The sequence below is a fragment of the Micromonospora sp. NPDC023888 genome (genome assembly GCF_040639415.1).
In the GTDB taxonomy this organism is placed as follows: domain Bacteria; phylum Actinomycetota; class Actinomycetes; order Mycobacteriales; family Micromonosporaceae; genus Micromonospora.
In genome coordinates this window covers 1-16,018 of the sequence record NZ_JBEZZW010000052.1, presented here as the reverse complement: position 1 = coordinate 16,018, position 16,018 = coordinate 1, and the positions used below count along the sequence as shown (strand labels likewise).

General features: G+C 71.0%; 21 protein-coding genes and 1 pseudogene. 10 read left to right on the top strand and 12 right to left on the bottom strand.

All coding sequences use genetic code 11. The annotated features are described in order from the left end of the window. Positions 1–34: 34 nt before the first annotated feature. Entirely contained in the window at positions 35–1,381 is a 1,347-nt protein-coding gene (locus AB0F61_RS31145; protein WP_357817006.1) for an ABC transporter substrate-binding protein, read from the bottom strand. Between the two features lie 250 nt (positions 1,382–1,631). Between AB0F61_RS31145 and AB0F61_RS31140 the strand changes: the two genes are divergently transcribed. Further along, on the top strand, positions 1,632–2,405 hold the full coding sequence (locus AB0F61_RS31140) for a peptidoglycan DD-metalloendopeptidase family protein (RefSeq protein ID WP_357817004.1): 774 nt from the start codon (positions 1,632–1,634) through the stop codon (positions 2,403–2,405). 51 nt (positions 2,406–2,456) lie between these two features. Here AB0F61_RS31140 and AB0F61_RS31135 read toward each other — a convergent pair whose 3' ends face one another. The 5 genes and pseudogenes from AB0F61_RS31135 to AB0F61_RS31115 all read right to left on the bottom strand — a co-directional run. Further along, on the bottom strand, positions 2,457–2,951 hold the full coding sequence (locus AB0F61_RS31135; protein ID WP_357817001.1) for a TspO/MBR family protein: 495 nt from the start codon (positions 2,949–2,951) through the stop codon (positions 2,457–2,459). A gap of 378 nt (positions 2,952–3,329) precedes the next feature. Then, complete coding sequence (locus AB0F61_RS31130; protein WP_007464364.1) at positions 3,330–3,473, bottom strand: GPGG-motif small membrane protein; 144 nt, start codon at positions 3,471–3,473, stop codon at positions 3,330–3,332. After that, on the bottom strand, positions 3,464–4,240 hold the full coding sequence (locus AB0F61_RS31125; protein ID WP_355028941.1) for a metallophosphoesterase: 777 nt from the start codon (positions 4,238–4,240) through the stop codon (positions 3,464–3,466). The genes AB0F61_RS31130 and AB0F61_RS31125 overlap by 10 nt, the downstream gene beginning before the upstream one ends. A 10-nt stretch (positions 4,241–4,250) precedes the next feature. Continuing rightward, positions 4,251–4,526, bottom strand: a complete 276-nt coding sequence (locus AB0F61_RS31120; RefSeq protein ID WP_357816997.1) for a hypothetical protein — start codon at positions 4,524–4,526, stop codon at positions 4,251–4,253. Next, a pseudogene (locus tag AB0F61_RS31115) lies at positions 4,523–5,110 on the bottom strand (nucleotidyltransferase); the annotation flags it as partial. The pseudogene AB0F61_RS31115 and the gene AB0F61_RS31120, both read right to left, overlap by 4 nt. Before the next feature lie 179 nt (positions 5,111–5,289). On the opposite strand from AB0F61_RS31115, the gene AB0F61_RS31110 reads away from it, so the two are divergent. Then, positions 5,290–5,961 carry a dTMP kinase gene (locus AB0F61_RS31110; RefSeq protein WP_357816994.1) on the top strand — a complete coding sequence of 224 codons (672 nt, stop codon included), beginning with the start codon at positions 5,290–5,292 and terminating at the stop codon, positions 5,959–5,961. Here AB0F61_RS31110 and AB0F61_RS31105 read toward each other — a convergent pair. Beyond that, positions 5,946–6,638, bottom strand: coding sequence for an SDR family NAD(P)-dependent oxidoreductase (locus tag AB0F61_RS31105; protein ID WP_357816991.1), 693 nt, complete (start codon positions 6,636–6,638; stop codon positions 5,946–5,948). The genes AB0F61_RS31110 and AB0F61_RS31105 overlap by 16 nt on opposite strands. A 113-nt stretch (positions 6,639–6,751) precedes the next feature. Between AB0F61_RS31105 and AB0F61_RS31100 the strand changes: the two genes are divergently transcribed. The 4 genes from AB0F61_RS31100 (at position 6,752) to AB0F61_RS31085 (ending at position 11,073) form a co-directional block, all read left to right on the top strand. Continuing rightward, positions 6,752–7,765 (top strand): NAD-dependent epimerase/dehydratase family protein, encoded by a 1,014-nt coding sequence (locus AB0F61_RS31100; protein WP_357816989.1) that lies wholly within the window; start codon positions 6,752–6,754, stop codon positions 7,763–7,765. Between the two features lie 75 nt (positions 7,766–7,840). Next, entirely contained in the window at positions 7,841–8,755 is a 915-nt protein-coding gene (locus tag AB0F61_RS31095; RefSeq protein WP_355028946.1) for a MurR/RpiR family transcriptional regulator, read from the top strand. Then, positions 8,752–9,708: an N-acetylmuramic acid 6-phosphate etherase gene (gene murQ / locus AB0F61_RS31090; RefSeq protein WP_357816987.1), complete on the top strand. Its 957-nt coding sequence runs from the start codon at positions 8,752–8,754 to the stop codon at positions 9,706–9,708. The genes AB0F61_RS31095 and murQ overlap by 4 nt, the downstream gene beginning before the upstream one ends. Before the next feature lie 375 nt (positions 9,709–10,083). Further along, the gene (locus tag AB0F61_RS31085) at positions 10,084–11,073 is read left to right on the top strand and encodes a sigma-70 family RNA polymerase sigma factor (RefSeq protein ID WP_357554940.1); all 990 of its coding nucleotides are present in this window, start codon (positions 10,084–10,086) and stop codon (positions 11,071–11,073) included. A 71-nt stretch (positions 11,074–11,144) separates the two neighbouring features. Here the strand turns inward: AB0F61_RS31085 and AB0F61_RS31080 are convergent, their stop codons facing one another. Then, on the bottom strand, positions 11,145–12,122 hold the full coding sequence (locus AB0F61_RS31080; protein WP_357816983.1) for an NlpC/P60 family protein: 978 nt from the start codon (positions 12,120–12,122) through the stop codon (positions 11,145–11,147). Positions 12,123–12,632: 510 nt separating this feature from the next. On the opposite strand from AB0F61_RS31080, the gene AB0F61_RS31075 reads away from it, so the two are divergent. Further along, on the top strand, positions 12,633–13,133 hold the full coding sequence (locus tag AB0F61_RS31075; protein WP_357816980.1) for a DUF6232 family protein: 501 nt from the start codon (positions 12,633–12,635) through the stop codon (positions 13,131–13,133). Between the two features lie 49 nt (positions 13,134–13,182). On the opposite strand, the gene AB0F61_RS31070 is transcribed toward AB0F61_RS31075, so the two are convergent. Continuing rightward, a complete protein-coding gene (locus AB0F61_RS31070) occupies positions 13,183–13,512 on the bottom strand; it encodes a DUF3817 domain-containing protein (protein ID WP_355028951.1) in 330 nt (109 codons plus the stop codon). Positions 13,513–13,537: 25 nt separating this feature from the next. Then, positions 13,538–13,960 carry a hypothetical protein gene (locus AB0F61_RS31065; protein ID WP_357816975.1) on the bottom strand — a complete coding sequence of 141 codons (423 nt, stop codon included), beginning with the start codon at positions 13,958–13,960 and terminating at the stop codon, positions 13,538–13,540. A 131-nt stretch (positions 13,961–14,091) separates the two neighbouring features. Here AB0F61_RS31065 and AB0F61_RS31060 point away from each other — a divergent pair, with 131 nt between their 5' ends. The 3 genes from AB0F61_RS31060 to AB0F61_RS31050 are packed head-to-tail and all read left to right on the top strand — an operon-like array spanning position 14,092 to position 15,358. Further along, the gene (locus AB0F61_RS31060; RefSeq protein WP_357816973.1) at positions 14,092–14,433 is read left to right on the top strand and encodes a DUF6158 family protein; all 342 of its coding nucleotides are present in this window, start codon (positions 14,092–14,094) and stop codon (positions 14,431–14,433) included. After that, on the top strand, positions 14,433–14,765 hold the full coding sequence (locus AB0F61_RS31055) for a hypothetical protein (RefSeq protein WP_357816970.1): 333 nt from the start codon (positions 14,433–14,435) through the stop codon (positions 14,763–14,765). The genes AB0F61_RS31060 and AB0F61_RS31055 overlap by 1 nt, the downstream gene beginning before the upstream one ends. Before the next feature lie 53 nt (positions 14,766–14,818). Next, the gene (locus AB0F61_RS31050) at positions 14,819–15,358 is read left to right on the top strand and encodes a DUF1360 domain-containing protein (RefSeq protein WP_357816967.1); all 540 of its coding nucleotides are present in this window, start codon (positions 14,819–14,821) and stop codon (positions 15,356–15,358) included. Positions 15,359–15,416: 58 nt separating this feature from the next. Here AB0F61_RS31050 and AB0F61_RS31045 read toward each other — a convergent pair whose 3' ends face one another. Both AB0F61_RS31045 and AB0F61_RS31040 read right to left on the bottom strand, forming a co-directional pair. After that, entirely contained in the window at positions 15,417–15,611 is a 195-nt protein-coding gene (locus AB0F61_RS31045; protein ID WP_091405645.1) for a hypothetical protein, read from the bottom strand. A gap of 63 nt (positions 15,612–15,674) precedes the next feature. Then, positions 15,675–15,908 (bottom strand): hypothetical protein, encoded by a 234-nt coding sequence (locus AB0F61_RS31040; protein ID WP_357817066.1) that lies wholly within the window; start codon positions 15,906–15,908, stop codon positions 15,675–15,677. Positions 15,909–16,018: the final 110 nt, after the last annotated feature.

The following is a 16,018-nucleotide window of genomic DNA, read 5'->3' as shown; positions in this document are numbered from 1 at the left end:
CGGTCCGCGACCGCGGACCGGGCCACCGCCGGGATCACTTAGGCCAGCTACTCTCGATGCCCTGGAGCACCGGGGCGGTCGGCTTGCCGTTCAGCCACTCGACCATGCCCTTCCAGAACGTCCCCGCGCCGACGGCGGCCGGCATCAGGTCGGATCCGTCGAAGCGGAAGGTGCCCGTCTTGTCCTGAAGGATCTGGACGGAGAGCTTGTCGATCGGGCTGGCCACGTTGGCGATGTCCAGCTTGTTGTTCGCCGTGACCCAGTTGCCGAGCTTCGCGCGGCTGTTCACGTACTCGGCCGAAGCCAGGTAGGTCTGCACCGCCTGGACCTCGGGACGGTCGGCGTAGCCGACGACGAACTCGCCCGCGCCGAGCACCGGCTTGCCCTTGGCCGGGTCGATGGTCGGGAAGTAGAAGGCGAACGCGTCGCCGTCCTCGGACACCTTGGTGCCCTCGGGGAACTGGTTGGCGTAGAACGACGCCTGTCGGTGCATCGCGCACTTGCCGGTGGTCACCGGCAGGCCCGCCTCCTGGAAGGCGGTGGTGGTGATGCTCTTGACGCCGCCGAAGCCGCCGTTGACGTACTTGTCGTTCTTGAGGATGCTGCCGGCGCGGTCGACCGCGTCGACGATCTTCGGGTCGTTGAACGGGATGGCGTGGGTGGTCCACTGGTCGTAGACCTCGGGGCCCTGGGTCCGCAGGATCACGTCCTCGATCCAGTCGGTGGCCGGCCAGCCGGTGGCGTCACCGGACTCGACGCCCGCGCACCACGGCTTCATGCCGCTGGCGGCGATCTTGTCGCTCAGGGCGATGAGCTGGTCCCAGGTGGTCGGGACCTCCCAGCCCTTCTCCTTGAACGTCTTCGGCGAGTACCAGACGAAGGACTTCACGTTGGCGCCGAGCGGCACGCCGTAGAGCGTCCCGTTCACGGTGCCGTACTTCAGCCAGTCCGCCGGCATGTTCTGCTCGGCGAGGGCCTTGGTGTCGGCGCTCAGGTTCTTCAGCTTGCCGGCGTCCGCGAAGCGCTTCACCAGGCCCGGCTGGGGCACGAAGGCGATGTCGGGGGCGTTGCCGCCGTCGACCCGGACGGGGAGCTGCGCCTCGAACTCGCCGCTGCCCTCGTAGTCGATCTCAATGCCGGTGCACTCGGTGAACTGCGACCAGGAGCGCTCCAGCAGGTCGGCCTCGGCGTCACGGATGGACGCGTAGATCGAGACCTTCTTGCCGTCGTGGCCCTCGTACTTGTCGTATGCGGCGCACTCCGCGGAGCCCGCGTTGTTGCTCTTCTTGTCGTCGCCGGTACCGCAGGCGGTGGCGCTGAGCGCCAGCCCGAGTACGCCGGCGATCACGAAGGCCTGGCGTGGTCTGGTAAAGACCGCCATGCCGTCCTCCTTCCTAGCCGGCGCGGTCGTGCTGGTGACCCGTCGCCGGTCCGATTGGGCGTGCACACATGTAAGCGCTTGCATTCGCTCCGGTCCACCCCCTGTCAGACACGAGCGAGTAACAATCCGGAAACCTGCGGGCTGCCTGGTGGGCGCGCTCCCGGGACATGCTGGGGACTCTTTCGAAGATTGACGATATCTGTCAGGCTGAGCGCACCGGATCGAAGGTTTTCGACATAGGAGGAGCTGCATGCGTAAGCGGTGGATGAGCCTGCTGGTGACGGGCCTGCTCGTCGGTGGAGCACTGGTGCCGGCGAGCCCGGCGCTTGCCGCGCCGACCTTCAAGGTGCCTTTCCCGTGCGGCCAGTCCTGGTCCGGGCAGACCCGGTCGGACCACAGCCCGGCGAACGCCGTCGACTTCAACCGCACCGACGACAACGGCGACCCGGTGGTCGCCAGCGCCCCCGGCACCGTCGACCGGGTGACCGACCTCGGCGGCACCAGCTACGGCAAGTACGTCCGGATCAACCACGGCGGCGGCTACAGCACCTACTACGCCCACCTCAGCGGCTTCAACGTCTCGGTGGGGCAGACGGTCGCCTACGGCAAGGTGCTCGGCTGGGTCGGCAGCACCGGCGGCTCGACCGGCCCACACCTGCACTACGAGCAGCGCCTCAACGGCAGCGACATCCAGGTCCGCTTCAACGGCGCCCTCGGTCTCTACTGGGGCACCAAGACCTACACCAGCGACAACGGGTGCTCCTCGGGCGGCGGCAACGGCACCGTCGACACCAGCGGCACCCCGTTGACCGTCCGCTCCGGCCCCGGCACCGGGTACGCCTCGGTGGGCACCGTCGCCGACGGCACCCGGGTGACCATCGCCTGCCAGACCAGTGGCACCACGGTCACCGGCACGTACGGCACCAGCTCGATCTGGGACCGCATCGGCTCCGGTAGGTACATCGCCGACGCGTACGTGTACACCGGATCGGACGGATACATCCCCGGCGTGCCCCGCTGCTGACCCGGGCACTGCCACGGTCCCCGGCGGTCGCCACCGCCGGGGACCTGTCGGTCAGGAGTTGAGCTGCCAGATCGACAGGTTCAACGCGGCAGCGAAGGTGACCCAGGCCCAGTAGGGCAACAGCAGCGCCGCCGCCACCCGGGACACCCGGGCGAACAGCGCCACGGTGAGCCCGATGGCCAGCCACATCAGCACGATCTCGGCGAACGCCAGCCCGTACCGCCCCGCGCCGAAGAACAGCGGGGTCCAGAAGGCGTTGAGCACCAACTGGGCGGTCCACGCCCAGAGGGCGGTGGAGAAGCCGACCCGCCGCCACACCAGCCAGCCGGCCACGGCGACAAGCGCGTAGAGCAGCGACCAGACCGGGCCGAACAGCCAGGAGGGCGGCGCCCAGTCGGGCTGCCGCAGGCTCGCGTACTCGTCGGTGGTGCCCTGCACTCCCAGCCCGCCGATCGCGGCCGCGACGAAGACGGCCGCGGCGAAGCCCACGAGGACCCACCACGACCGTCGGCCGGAGGTGGGTCGCGTCCGCTGGGATGTCTTCATGGTCGAGATATTTCCCGGCAACGTCAGCTCAAACCGTCGGAGGGCGTAGCAGGCGTTCCGGCACCCGCAGCGGCCCGACCGTCACCAGCACGGTCCTGTAGAGCTGCCCCATGCATGGGGCGTGCCCGTGCCCGTGCCCGTGCCGGTGCCGGTGCCGGTGCCCGTGCCCGTGCTCATGCCGTGCGTGCGCCCGTGCCCCACATCTGGGGCAGCTCTACAGGGGCTCAACGGGACATCTGCGGTCGGGCCGAGGCCGGGACCGGGGACGGGAGCGCCCACAAAAAAGCGCCGGGATCGCCCCGGCCGGTGCTCCTGTCGGGAGGACGGAGCTCCGGTCGCGGCGACCCCGACGGGTCCCGGTGTTGCGTCGTGCGAACGTCAATTGAAGATGCTGACACCACCCGGGCCGACCAACAGCCCGACAACGATGAGGACGATGCCCCACAGGATCTGCCGGCGGAACAGCGCGAGGATGCCGGCGACCACGAGTACGACTGCGAGAATCCAAAGAATCAGCTCCATGACCTTTGAATACCCGACTGGCCGATCGGGGAAACCTGGTCGGTATCAAGTTGATCGCCCACGTGGAAGACGCTGTACGCCTGCTTGATCACCGGGTGCGCGACGTTGCGTACGCGTACCCCGCCGGGGGTCGTGCCGCGCTCGGTGCCGGCGTGCGCGTGCCCGTGCAGGGCCAGCGCCGTGGGTGCCGAGTCGATCGCCTGCCCCAACTGGTACGACCCGAGGAACGGGTAGATCTCCAACGGTTCGCCGGCCAGCGTGTCCGGCACCGGCGCATAGTGGGTGAGCGCGACGAGCATGTCGCAGTCGAGTGAGCGCAGCGCGGCGCCGAGGCGGTCCGCGCTGTCGGTGGTGGTCCGCACGAAAGCCTTCATCTCGGGCTCGCCGAAGTCACTCGCGCACCGCCCGGCGAACCCGCCGCCGAAGCCCTTGACCCCGGCGATGCCGAGCCGGCCACCCGCGCAGTCCAACACCACGCCGTTGCCCTCCAGCACGGTGATGCCCGCGTCCTCGAGCACCTTGACCACCTGGGGCACCTGGTCACACTGGTGGTCGTGGTTGCCCAGCACGGTCACGACCGGCACGGCCAACCCACCGAACTCCTCGGCCACGCAGCGCGCCTCGGCCTCGGTGCCGTGCCGGGTCAGGTCCCCGGCCAGCAGCAGCACGTCAGCGCACTCCGGCAGCTCTTCCAACGCCGGTCGGAAGCGTCCGACCACGTCCTCGTCCAGATGCACGTCGCCCACGGCGGCGATCCGGATCACCATGGAACCTCCCTCAGGGCAGTTGCTCGATCTCCGTGGGCGCCTGGGTGCGGATCACCCCGATGTCGCTGGCGATCGGTACGTCGGGAAAGCGCTCGGACACCCGGCGCAGGATCTCCGCACGCCGGTGCGGACTCTCCACCTCGCCGTGGAGCACGAGGGCGTGGTCCCGGCGGACCACGGTGATGCCCTGTTCGGCGACGGCCGGGTCCTCGGCGAGCAGCCGCTGGATCTCCGCGTCGACGTACTCGTCCGGTGGCCCGGCGCCGATGTCGCGATGATGGGTCACGGTGTCCCCTCTCCTGGCTGGGTGCCGACCGCCGGCACCACCTCCAGCCGGTCCAGCAGCACCAGGAACGCCTCGGCGTACGGCGAGTGCTGCGTCTCCTTGCGTACCCTTTCCCAGTCGATCTGCTCCCGCAGCGACCGGGCCAGCGGCAGACCGCGGGCGAAGTCGCAGTAGTGCTGGGAGAAGCTGAGCAGTTTGTGCACCATGAGCTGGGTGGCGGACAGCACCGGCATGTGGATCGCGTCCACCGGCCGGATGACCGTGTCGGCGAACGTCTCCTCGGTCACCGGTGTCTCGATCGGCCGGTGGATGAGGTCCACCATCCGGCCGTCGTCGAAGACCTTGACCAGCCAGTCCTCCGGTGGCCGCTGAGCGACGAAGCCGGCTGCCACCAGGGCCTCCAGGGCCTGTTCCACGTCGGCCTCCCGGATCAGGAAGTCGACGTCGTGCTCGCTGGAGTGGCCCCCGTGGGCGTAGACGGCGAAGCTGCCGCCCAGGGCGAACGGGATCTCGGACTGCTTGAGCACGGCGGCGACCTTCTTGAGGGTGTGCACCAGACTCTCGTCCCCGCGCTCAGCCATCTGGGTCTCCCGTCGTCGTGTTGGTGGACCGGGGGTTGGGTTTCAGACTCCGGTACCCGGCATTCCGGTCGGCCACACCTGGTGGGGACGCGGTCGGGTGTCAACAGGGATGAAACCGTACAAACCTCGCGGAGTCGGTGCGTCGGTCGGATAATCTGTGGAGGGTGGGCAGATCATCGGGGATGCGACGCGGCAGGGCCCGGTTGCGCACCGTCGCCCTGATCGGCATCGACGGTTCGGGCAAGACCACTCAGGCGCACCGCCTGGCCGACGCGCTGACGGCCGCCGGGCGCCCCGCCACCTACCGCCGCAACGCCAGCGGGCGCCGTTGGCTCGGCCGGCTCGCCCAACGGCTCGGGCGACCGGACGCGCAGCGGCTCGTCGGGCGTGACGGCGTGCTGGCGGTGGAGTCCGTGCTGCGCTGGCTCGCCATCGCCGTAGCCCTGCTCACCTGCCTGCTCACCGGCCGGACGGCGGTGATGGACCGCTACTCGGCCTGCCAGTACGCGAGCATCCGCGCCCATGGCGGGCACCGCTGGGAGCGGCTGGCCCGAGCCGGGTACCGACTGTTCCCGACCCCGCAGGTGACCTTCCTGCTCACGGTCGACCCGGCGGAGGCGTACCGGCGCATCGAGGAGCGCGGCACCGACCACGAGACGATGGGCTGGCTGACCGCGGCGGACACCGCCTACCGGGCCCTGCCCGAGTACCCGAGCTTCGTGGTTGTGGACGCGGGCCGCCCGGCCGAGGAGGTGACCGAGCAGATCCAGGCGCACCTGGGGACCTGGCTGCCGGCGTCCCCCGGGGCGGCGGAGGGTGACGGCGACGCGTTCGTGGCTCAGGCCCGCCCGTAGACCGGCACGGTGGCGCCGCTCGTGGGCGCGGACTCGGCCGAGGCGAGAAATCGGATCACCGACGCGATCTCGGCCGGGGCCACCCAGCGGGAGTGGTCGGCGTCGGGCTGGGCGGCCCGATTCGCCGGGGTGTCGATGACGCTCGGCAGCACCGTGTTGCAGCGCACGTTGCGGGACCGGTACTCCACCGCGACCGTGTTGGCGAGCGCCAGCACCGCCGCCTTGGCCGTCACGTACCCGGCGGCGCCGGCGAACGGGGCGACCGCCGCGCGGGCGGCGACGCAGACCACCGCGCCGCCGCCGGCCGCCACGAGATGGGGCAACGCGGCCTGGGTGACCAGGTAGGTGGGCCGCAGGTTGACGGTGAACATCCGCTCGAAATCCGCGATCGGCGTCTCGTGCACCAGACCGCCACTGGCGTACCCGCCGGCCAGGTTGACCACCGCCCGTAGCGGCGCGGCCGGCGCACCGGCAGCGGCCTCGACCGCCCGCGCGGCCCCCTCCGGTTCGCTCAGGTCCGCGACCAGCCGGACCAGCTCGTCAGCCGCCGGGCCCGAGCTGGGCCGGGCGGTCCGCTCCGGTACGACCACCCGCCAACCCGCCTCGACGAACGCGGCCACCACCGCCCCACCGAGCCCGCCGCTGCCTCCGGTGACCAACACGCTGCGCTCCGCCATACGCCTCACGCTAGCCTCCACCCCCGACGTCGGCCGTGGCGGTCCGCTGTCCGGCGCTCTGCCCACAGCAGACCGGCTGGCTGAACCACCCGGCGGCAGCGCAGGATCACCGCATGCGGATTCTCGTTCTCGGTGGCACCCGTTTCCTGGGCCGGGCGGTGGCCCGACTCGCCGCCGCACAGGGGCACGACGTCACCTGCGCGGCCCGGGGCGTGTCCGGAGCCGCGCCGAGCGGCGTCCGGTTCGTGCCGGTGGACCGGGACGATCCCGAGGGGCTCGCCCCGCTCGGCGGCGTCGGTTTCGACGCAGTGGTCGACGTGACCCGCCAGATCAGTCACGCCCGGTACGCGCTCGCCGCGCTTGCCGAGCGGGTCGGGCACTGGTCCTTCGTGTCCACGATCTCGGTGTACGCCGACCACGCCACACCGGGTCAGGCCGCGTCGGACGCGCCGGTGCTGGCACCGGCCCCACCGGAGGTGGACGGCCCCGGCCCGGACCACCGCTGGTACGGCGAGTGCAAGGTGAGCATCGAGCGGCTGGTCCGGGAGCGGATGGGTGGTGACCGTGCGTTCATCTGCCGGGCGGGGCTGATCGTCGGCGCGGAAGATCCCAGTGACCGCTTCCCGTACTGGGTGCGGCGGCTGTCGACCGGTGGAGAGGTGCTCGCACCCGGCCGGCCGACCGACCGGGTGCAGTTCGTGGACGTGGCCGATCTGGCGGGCTGGCTGCTGCACGCCGCCGGCACCGGCCTCGCCGGCACGTACGACGGCACCGGGCCGGCGATGTCCCGCGCCGAGCTGCTGCACGGGGTGGCCGCCGGGCTGGGTGTGGCCGATCCGGTGCTCACCTGGGTGGACCAGGAGTTCCTGCTGGCCCATGACGTCCGCGAGTGGTCGGGAGAGCGGGCCCTGCCGCTCTGGGTGCGGCTGCCGGAGTCCGCTGGCCTGATGGACCGGGACGCGCGACCGGCTCTGGGCGCCGGGTTGGCGATCCGTCCACTGTCCGACACTGTTCGGGCGACCGCCGCGTGGATGACAGCGGACCCGGCCGCCGTCCAGCAGGGGGGACTGGACCCGGCGGATGAGGCGGCGGTGCTGCGGGAGTGGCAGGCTGTGCGGGACCGGTGATCCGGCCGTCGGTCGTTTCCCTCGTCCCGGCCGGTCATGGTTGACGCTCACGCCAGGTGAAAGTAAGTTTCATCCGTGGCGAAGAGTCCGAAGATTTCTGCGAGTCAGGAGCCCGGTGGGCTGATCGTCCACATCAGCGGGCTGCTGCCGTCGCTGTCGCCCGCCGAGCAGCGGGTTGCCCGGCTGGTCGTCTCCGACCCGGCCGCCGCGGCACGGCGGACCATCACCGACCTCGCCACCGCAGCCGAGACATCGGAGGCGACAGTCATCCGGTTCTGCCGCTCGGTCGGCATGGACGGCTATCCCCAACTGCGCATCCGGCTCGCCGCCGAGGCCGCCCGCCGGATCGAGCCACCGGACGCCCGGGTGGTCGGCGGCGACATCCCGCCCGGTGCCGACCTCGCCCAGATCATCGCCACCATAGCGTTCAACGACGCCCGCGCGGTCGAGGAGACTGCCGAGCAGCTCGACCCCGCCGTCTGCGAGCAGGTCGTCGAAGCGATCAACAGCGCCGGTCGGATCGACATCTACGGCGCCGGTGCCAGCGGGTTCGTCGCGTCTGACTTCCAGCAGAAGCTGCACCGCATCGGCCGGATCGCCTTCTACTTCCCGGACGTGCACACCGCGCTGACCTCTGCCGCCCTCCTCGGCCGGAGCGACGTGGCGATCGGCATCTCACACAGCGGCACCACCTCGGACGTGATCGAGGTGCTGGAGCAGGCCCGGACGCGAGGTGCCGTCACCGTGGCGCTCACCAACTTCCCGCGCTCGCCGATCACCGACGTGGCGGACTTCGTGTTGACCACGGCGGCCCGGGAGACAACCTACCGCTCCGGCGCGACAGCCAGCCGGCTGGCACAGCTCACCGTGGTCGACTGCCTCTTCGTCGGGGTGGCCGCCCGCAACCGGGCTCGGGCCCGCAAGGCCCTGGAGTCGACCGCCGAGGCGGTCCAGTCGCACCGGGTGGGTGCCAACCGGAGGCGGCCATGACGGCCGGTGCGGTGGAACCGGACGAGGACCTGCCAGCACCGCACGCCCGCCCGACAGTCCGGGTGGGCGCACCCACCGAACGGCGCAACCCGCTGAGCGTCGACCTCGACCTGATGTCGACCCGGGACGTGCTCACCGTGATCAACGAGGCGGACCGGCGGGTGCCGGCGGCGGTCGCCGCGGTGCTCGACGAGATCGCCACCACCGTCGACCTGGCGGTCGAGGCGCTGCGCGGCGGCCACCGGGTGCACTACTTCGGTGCCGGCACCTCCGGCCGGCTCGGCGTCCTCGACGCGGCCGAGTTGGCCCCCACCTTCAACTCGCCCCGGCACTGGTTCTGCGCCCACCTCGCCGGTGGTCCGGACGCCATGTGGCGGGCCGTGGAGGACGCCGAGGACGACGACCGGGGCGGCGCGGTCGAGGCGGCCAGTTGTGTGCGCACCGGTGACCTGGTGGTGGGTCTGGCGGCGAGCGGACGCACCCCGTACGTGCTCGGGGCGCTCGCCGCGGCCCGCGCCAAGGGCGCCTCGACGGTGCTGCTCTGCGCCAATCCGGAGGCGGAGGCCGCCCGGTCGGTGGACGTGTTCATCGGGGTGGACACCGGACCCGAGGTGGTCACCGGGTCGACCCGGATGAAGGCGGGCACGGCGCAGAAGTTGGTGCTCAACACGTTCTCGACAGCTGTCATGGTGCGCCTGGGGCGGGTCTACTCGAACCTCATGATCGATATGGTGGCCACCAACGCGAAGCTCCGCGGACGAATGATCTCGATTCTGATCGAGGCCACCGGCTGCTCGGAGGAGGTTTCCCGGCAGGCGCTCGCCGAGGCCGACGGTGACCTGAAGACAGCGCTCGTCTCCCTGGTCTCCGGTGCCGAGGTGGCCGCCGCGCGAGCCGCGCTGGCCCGCTCCGCCGACCAGGTACGCGGGGCCCTCGCCCTGCTCGCCCCCTAGGCTCACACGCCCCGGGAAGCGAACGCGGCTCCGGATTGTTCAACTGGCCGGGGGGTAATACACCCCCGAGGATGAACCGACCGGTCCTTCGACGCGTATCTGGCAGTGACCAGGATCGCAGCGTGGTGGTGACCCGGGTCGCTGTGCCCCCACGGCGGGCGGTGTTGCCATGGTGCGTAACCCGTGCGTGGTGCCCAGCGGCGAGCCATCCGACGGGATGCTGACAGCAAACGTGGACCGTGCTCTCAGCTAAGACTCAGGCATTCGTGACACTTTCGACTCACCACACGGAATCCCCGACACGTCTCATCTGTTGTGTAGGTGTCAGCACCGATGGGCACAGCAGAAGTTACCAGGGGTTGACGGACGTGGGGTATGGCAAGGAACCGGGCAACCGGCGCGAGCGAGGGGACCGTGGGCAACGTGGACAAGAACATCGGCATGCGAACCGACGAGGTTGCCGAGGAGCGCGACCTGGTCGGCGTCTACCTGCACGAGATCTCCCGGACGCCACTGCTGGACGCCGCCAAGGAGGTCGACCTCTCCAAGGCTATCGAGGCCGGCCTCTACGCCGAGCACCTGCTCGGTGAGGAAGCCGTCCCCGCCGGTGTGGACCGGGCCGACCTGGAGTGGCTGGTCGTCGAGGGGGAGCGGGCGAAGGATCTCTTCATCCGGGCCAACCTCCGACTGGTCGTGTCGATCGCCCGCCGTTACGTGCGTTCGGGCATGCCCATGCTGGACCTGATCCAGGAGGGCAACACCGGCCTGGTCCGGGCGGTCGAGAAGTTCGACTACGAGCGCGGTTACAAGTTCTCCACCTACGCCACCTGGTGGATCCGCCAGGCGATCAGCCGGGCGATCGCCCAGCAGGAGCGCACCGTACGGCTGCCGGTGCACCTCGTGGAGGACGTCAACCGGATGCGCAACGTGGCCCGGCAGCTCACCCGTGAGCTGGGCGCCGACCCGGAGCCGGAGCAGATCGCTGCCTCCCTCGGCGTCACCGTCGAGCGGGTCAACGAACTCCGCCGCTGGTCGCAGGACACCGTCTCGTTGGACACCCCGGTGGGCGACGACGGCGACACGAACCTCGGCGACCTGGTCGCCGACAGCGACGCGCCGTCGCCGGAGGACATCGTCCTCAGCGGCCTGGAGCGGCAGCGCATCGAGGGGCTGCTCAACCACCTCGACGACCGGTCCGCCGGCATCATGCGGGCCCGCTACGGGCTGGAGGACGGCCGGGAGCACTCGCTCACCGAGGTCGCGTCCCGGTTCTCGCTGTCCCGCGAGCGGATCCGGCAGTTGGAGATCCAGGCCCTCGGCCGGCTGCGTGAGCTGGCTCGGGCAGAGGGGCTGCAGGCAGCCTGACCGGGTAGTAATGACGGCGAACGGCCGGCGTCCGATAGGGGGACGCCGGCCGTTCGCCGTTGCCGGGTCCGCTAGCGGACCCGCCCGTAACCCTGGATGGACATCATGTTCATGCCCCGTTTGAGCACGTTCCGGCCGGCGCTCGGTGCGTCGATCACCTGACCGTCGCCCACGTAGAGGGCGACGTGCCCGAGCCCGCTGTAGAAGACCAGGTCACCCGGGCGTAGGTCGCCCCGCCCGATGTGCGCCACGGCGCCCCACTGCATCCGGGTGTTGTGCGGCAGGGACTTCCCGGCCGCCCGCCAGGCCGCCGAGGTCAACCCGGAACAGTCGTAGCCGTTCGGCCCGTCAGCCGCCCAGACGTACGGCTTGCCCACCGCGCCGAACGCGTAGCGCACCGCGGCGCCGGCGTCACCGGCCACCGCTGGCACGTTCTTCGCCACGGCCGCCGCGGCCTTCGGCTCGGGGCGCTCGGTCGCCGCGCCGTACGCCTGCCGACGCAGCTCGTACAGCTTGGCCAGGTCCTGCTCGATCTGCTTCTTGCCCGCCGCGAGCTGGCGGGCCCGTGCGGCCTGCCGGGCCAGGGTGGCGTCCAGGCTGGCCTTCTCGTCCAGCAGTCGCCGCTGGTCGGCGGTGAAGCCGGAGATGCGCTCCTGCCGCTGGCGGGTCAACTGGTCCAGCGTGCCCAGCCGGTCCAGCAGCGCGGCGGAGCCGCCGGGACGCAGCAGGGCGTCCGCGGTCCGCAGGCCACCGCTCTTGTACGCGGTGGAGGCAAGCTCCGTCACGTCGGCCCGGCTCTGCTCGACCTGCTGCTCCAGCGGGCCGATGCGGGTCTGTAATCGGGCCACCGAGGCTTCGTTGGTCTTGATCTCCTCACGCAGCTTGTTGTACGACTCCACGACCCGTTCCAACTCGGCCGAGGACGTCTCGATCCGGCGGGTCAGGTCGGCGGGGGACGGCTCGGCGTGCGCCACCGCCGTCGGGGCGATCAGCGCGGCCGACATGCCGGCGAGCGCCACGGTACGCAGCAGGTTTCTCAGGGATGACAAGAGCGAAAGGCCCCTCTCCCACGGCCGCCGGGGCTGCTGACGCCCTCGGCGACACCGGCCGGGGCCATCCGGGCGGACGGCACTGGGCCGGACCGGCGCACCCAACCTAACCCGGGACGCATGTCGCTCGCAGTTGAAGCAGTGGCGAAAGTTGGCCGAGTGGCCGCTCGGGTCTCTGCGCTCGGTGGCGCTGCTGACACCTGCTGCGACTGGGCAAAGACCCGTTTATGGACTACTGACGGATATGCGACTTTCGTCGTTCCCGGCGTATACCGCCGGATCACTGGCCCCCATAACCGATAAAAACCGAAATGGATGCCGTTTCCCGGCGATGTCCCCGATGACGGTGAGCTGTCGAGAACCGGTAACTGCCCAGGTCGGCTGGCGGCGCACCAACACAATGAGGGCTGGCGCCGGGAATCCCGTCGGCAGACAGCGGTAGCTGTCACCGCCGGTCATCCTCGGCCAACCGTCCCCGCGGGAGGAACCGTGAATCGTGAAGGCGCAAATGTGCGACCGCCGCGAACGGTGCCCGGTGCCCGGTCGACCCTGCTGTACGCGCGGCCCGGCATCATCGTGACCGCCGACCGGTTCACGGTCGGCCGAACCAGTTACCGGGTTGCCGACCTGACCCATCTGCGTACCGCCCGGGGCCCGCACGACCGGATCGCCGTCCGGGCCGTCGTCATCACCGCCAGCATGCTCGGCGGCGTCGGGCTGCTGCTCGGCTTCACCGGCGGGCTGCAACGCCTGACCGCCGGGGCGTACCTCATCCTCGGTGCGGTGTTCCTGCTGCCGGCCGCGCTGGCCCTGGTCGGCGATCGCTGGCGCCCACCGCCGCACGAACTGTGGGGGTGGTACGCAGGCGCGGAGGTGCAGTTGTTCAGTGCCGACGACGAGCGGCAGTTCGGCCAGGTCACCCGGGCGTTGTTGCGAGCCCGGGAGGTGAACCGGTACGGCGGCTGGGTCGACCCGCTCGCCTCCGCCGAGCCGTGGCGGCCCAGCCGCTGAGCCGACGAACGGTGGGCCCGCGCCGAGCCGGCGTCGGCCCACCGGCCGATCAGCGGGCGACCGGCTCCGGGGCCCGGGTCTCCTGCGGCGCGGCGACCCAGGCGCTGACCCGGCGCTCGGCGTAGAACGAGACGAACGGCACGGTGCCGGCCAACATCACAAGCAGCATCCGCTTCAGCGGCCAGTCGGCCCGCCGGCTCAGGTCGAACGCGGCCACCAGATAGATCATGTAGAGGAACCCGTGCGCGGGTCCCACCGTCTCCACCACTACCGCGTTGTCGAACACGTACTTCAGCGGCATGCCGATCACGACCAGCAGGATCAGCACGACGCCCACGATCCAGGCGATCGCGCGGTACCGGGTAAGGGCAGCGCCCACCTTCGTCCGTCCTTCCGAGCCCGGCTCAGCCGGGATAGTCACCGGGTCGGGCGCCAGGATTGGCGCTCAACCATGACAGGTAGTGGTTGTAGGCGGCCAGGTCCGTGTCCTCGACGACATCGCCGCCGGGCTGTCCCCGCGACACCCGCACCGGTCGGCGTACCGCCGGTCGGGATCCTGCGGTGACCGCCGGCGCGGGCTCGGCCTCCGGCTCCGCCGACGGCAGGTCGGCGTCGACGGCCCGGCGACGGGCGAGCTTCACCTCACGCCACCAGACGTAGACCACGAAGCCGGCGAAGATCGGCCACTCGACCGCGTACCCCCAGCTCAGGCTGTTGCCGTTGGTGGCCCGGCTGATCTGCCACCAGCCCAGCCCGAGGAAGCCCACGACCAGCACGACCATGGCCACGTGACGTGCGATCCACGCCGGGGTCCAGAGCCGCCTCATGGCATCGAGAGTACCGGGGGCGCTGCCGGTCTCCGACACGGTGTCGTAGTTGCCGCGCGGCCGGGATGGTTTGGCGTCACCACGCCTGGGCAATCGTCTAGACGCCAGCCCAAACGAGATCAAGGGGGGCGATGATGACCGGATCGGTACGTGAGGACGGCTTTGCGTCAGGCGGCGGCACCGACATGAGCCCGGAGCAGCGGGTGCCCGAGTGGGGTGGCGACCAGCTCGCCGACCCGGCGGGCGCCACGGATCTCGACGGCGACCTGCTCGGCATCGACCCGACGGAGTTGACCGACGAGGATCTGATCCGCGAGATGCACAGCCTGCACCGCACCCGCCTGGACACCCTGCGGCACGCGGCGGACTCCGCGCTCGCCAACCACCTGCGGCGCACCGCGGAGCTGGAGACCGAATACCTGGCGCGTCACCCGGGCCGGGAGGTCGACCCCAACCGTCTGCGGGACTCCTGATGCCGGCGCGTGCCGTGCGCGGCATGTCCGCGCCACCCGAGGTGGTCTTCAACACGGCCACCGACCCCGACCGGGCCTCGGCCTGGCTGCCGGAACCACTGCGTGGTGGCGGCAGCCAGGCCGCGGAGATCAGCGGCGCGGAGTTGCGGGCCCGGTGGGGTGGCGACGCCGACTGGTCCGCCGAGATCCGGGTCGAGTCGGCCGACTCCGGCGGCGCCCGCATCCAGCTCGATCTGGCCGACGGGTCGGACGGGTCGGACCCGGACCAGTTGGCTGACGAGGCGCTCACCAACCTGGCACGCGAGGTTGCCGACAACCTCCAGGCCGGCTGAGGCGACCGCGCGGACGGCGCTCCCACACCACCACGAGATGTAAAGGAGACCGGGTGAGCGACACCGGCCTGCGACACAAGGCGGCGCGGTTGCGCCGGGCGTACGCGCCGCACGAACACCGGCCCCTCGGCGGCTACCTGGTGGCCATGGGTGCCTACGCCGGGGTGACCGCGGCCCTCGCCGGTCTGGTCAGGGCCACCGGTCGACAGGTGCCGGAACGGCCCGCCCCATCCGACGTGGTGTTGCTCTCCATCGCCACGCACAAGCTGAGCCGGCTGCTGTCCAAGGACGCGGTGACCAGCCCGCTGCGGGCGCCGTTCACCCGCTACGACCGTCCGATCGGCAGCGGTGAGGTGATGGAGCAGGTCCGCGACTCGGGCAGCCCCACCCGGCACGCCATCGGCGAGCTGCTGAGCTGCCCCTTCTGCCTGGCGGTCTGGGTAGCCACCGGGCTGACCGGTGGCCTGGTGCTCGCACCCCGGCTGACCCGGCTGGTGGCCACCGCGCTGACGGCGGTCGCCGCGTCCGACTTCCTCCAGATGGCGTACGCGACGGCACAGCAGGCCGCCGAGGGTGGGCACCAGGACGACTGACCGGGTGGACGCGAAGAAGGGGGGCCCGGCAGACGCGGGCCCCCCTTCTCGTCGTACGTCAGCGCTGCATGCCGGACCAGCCGTGCGGCGACTCCGGTTCGCGTTCGTCCTCGTCCGCCCCGGTGATGATGTCCCGGTCGACGGCGGTGCGGTCGTGTTCGTTGGCGAAGTCCGGCTCGGGCGTGGTGTCCCGGCCCTTAGGCGGTTGACCCAACGCTGGCACCTTCTCGTCGTGGTCCTCGTGGTGCGTCATGTCGATGTCCCTTCTGCGGTCGCTCAGGCGAAGTCGCTCACGGACGGAGCTGGCACAGGCGGCTCAGCCGATGGAGCCGCCCAGCAGGTCACTGGCCTCGTCCACCGCGTACTCACCCTCGGGAAGCGCGTCGATGCGGGCGAGCAGGTCCGGCGGGAGTTCGGCGGCCACCGCCCGCCGATAGATCTCTGCCTGGGTGACCCGCTCCTGCGCCCGATAGATGTCGTCGAGCAGGTCGTCGAGGGCCCGGGTGTCCGGCTCGCCGGTCACGGGTGCGTCGTCGGTCACGTCGATCAGCTACCCCGGGCGGAACCGCCTCCCGGCCGGCGAGCCCGTGCAGGTACGCGGCAGCGGCAGCGGCCCGATCGGCGGGCACCCCGGCCGCCAGCAGCGAGCCGAGCAGCCCG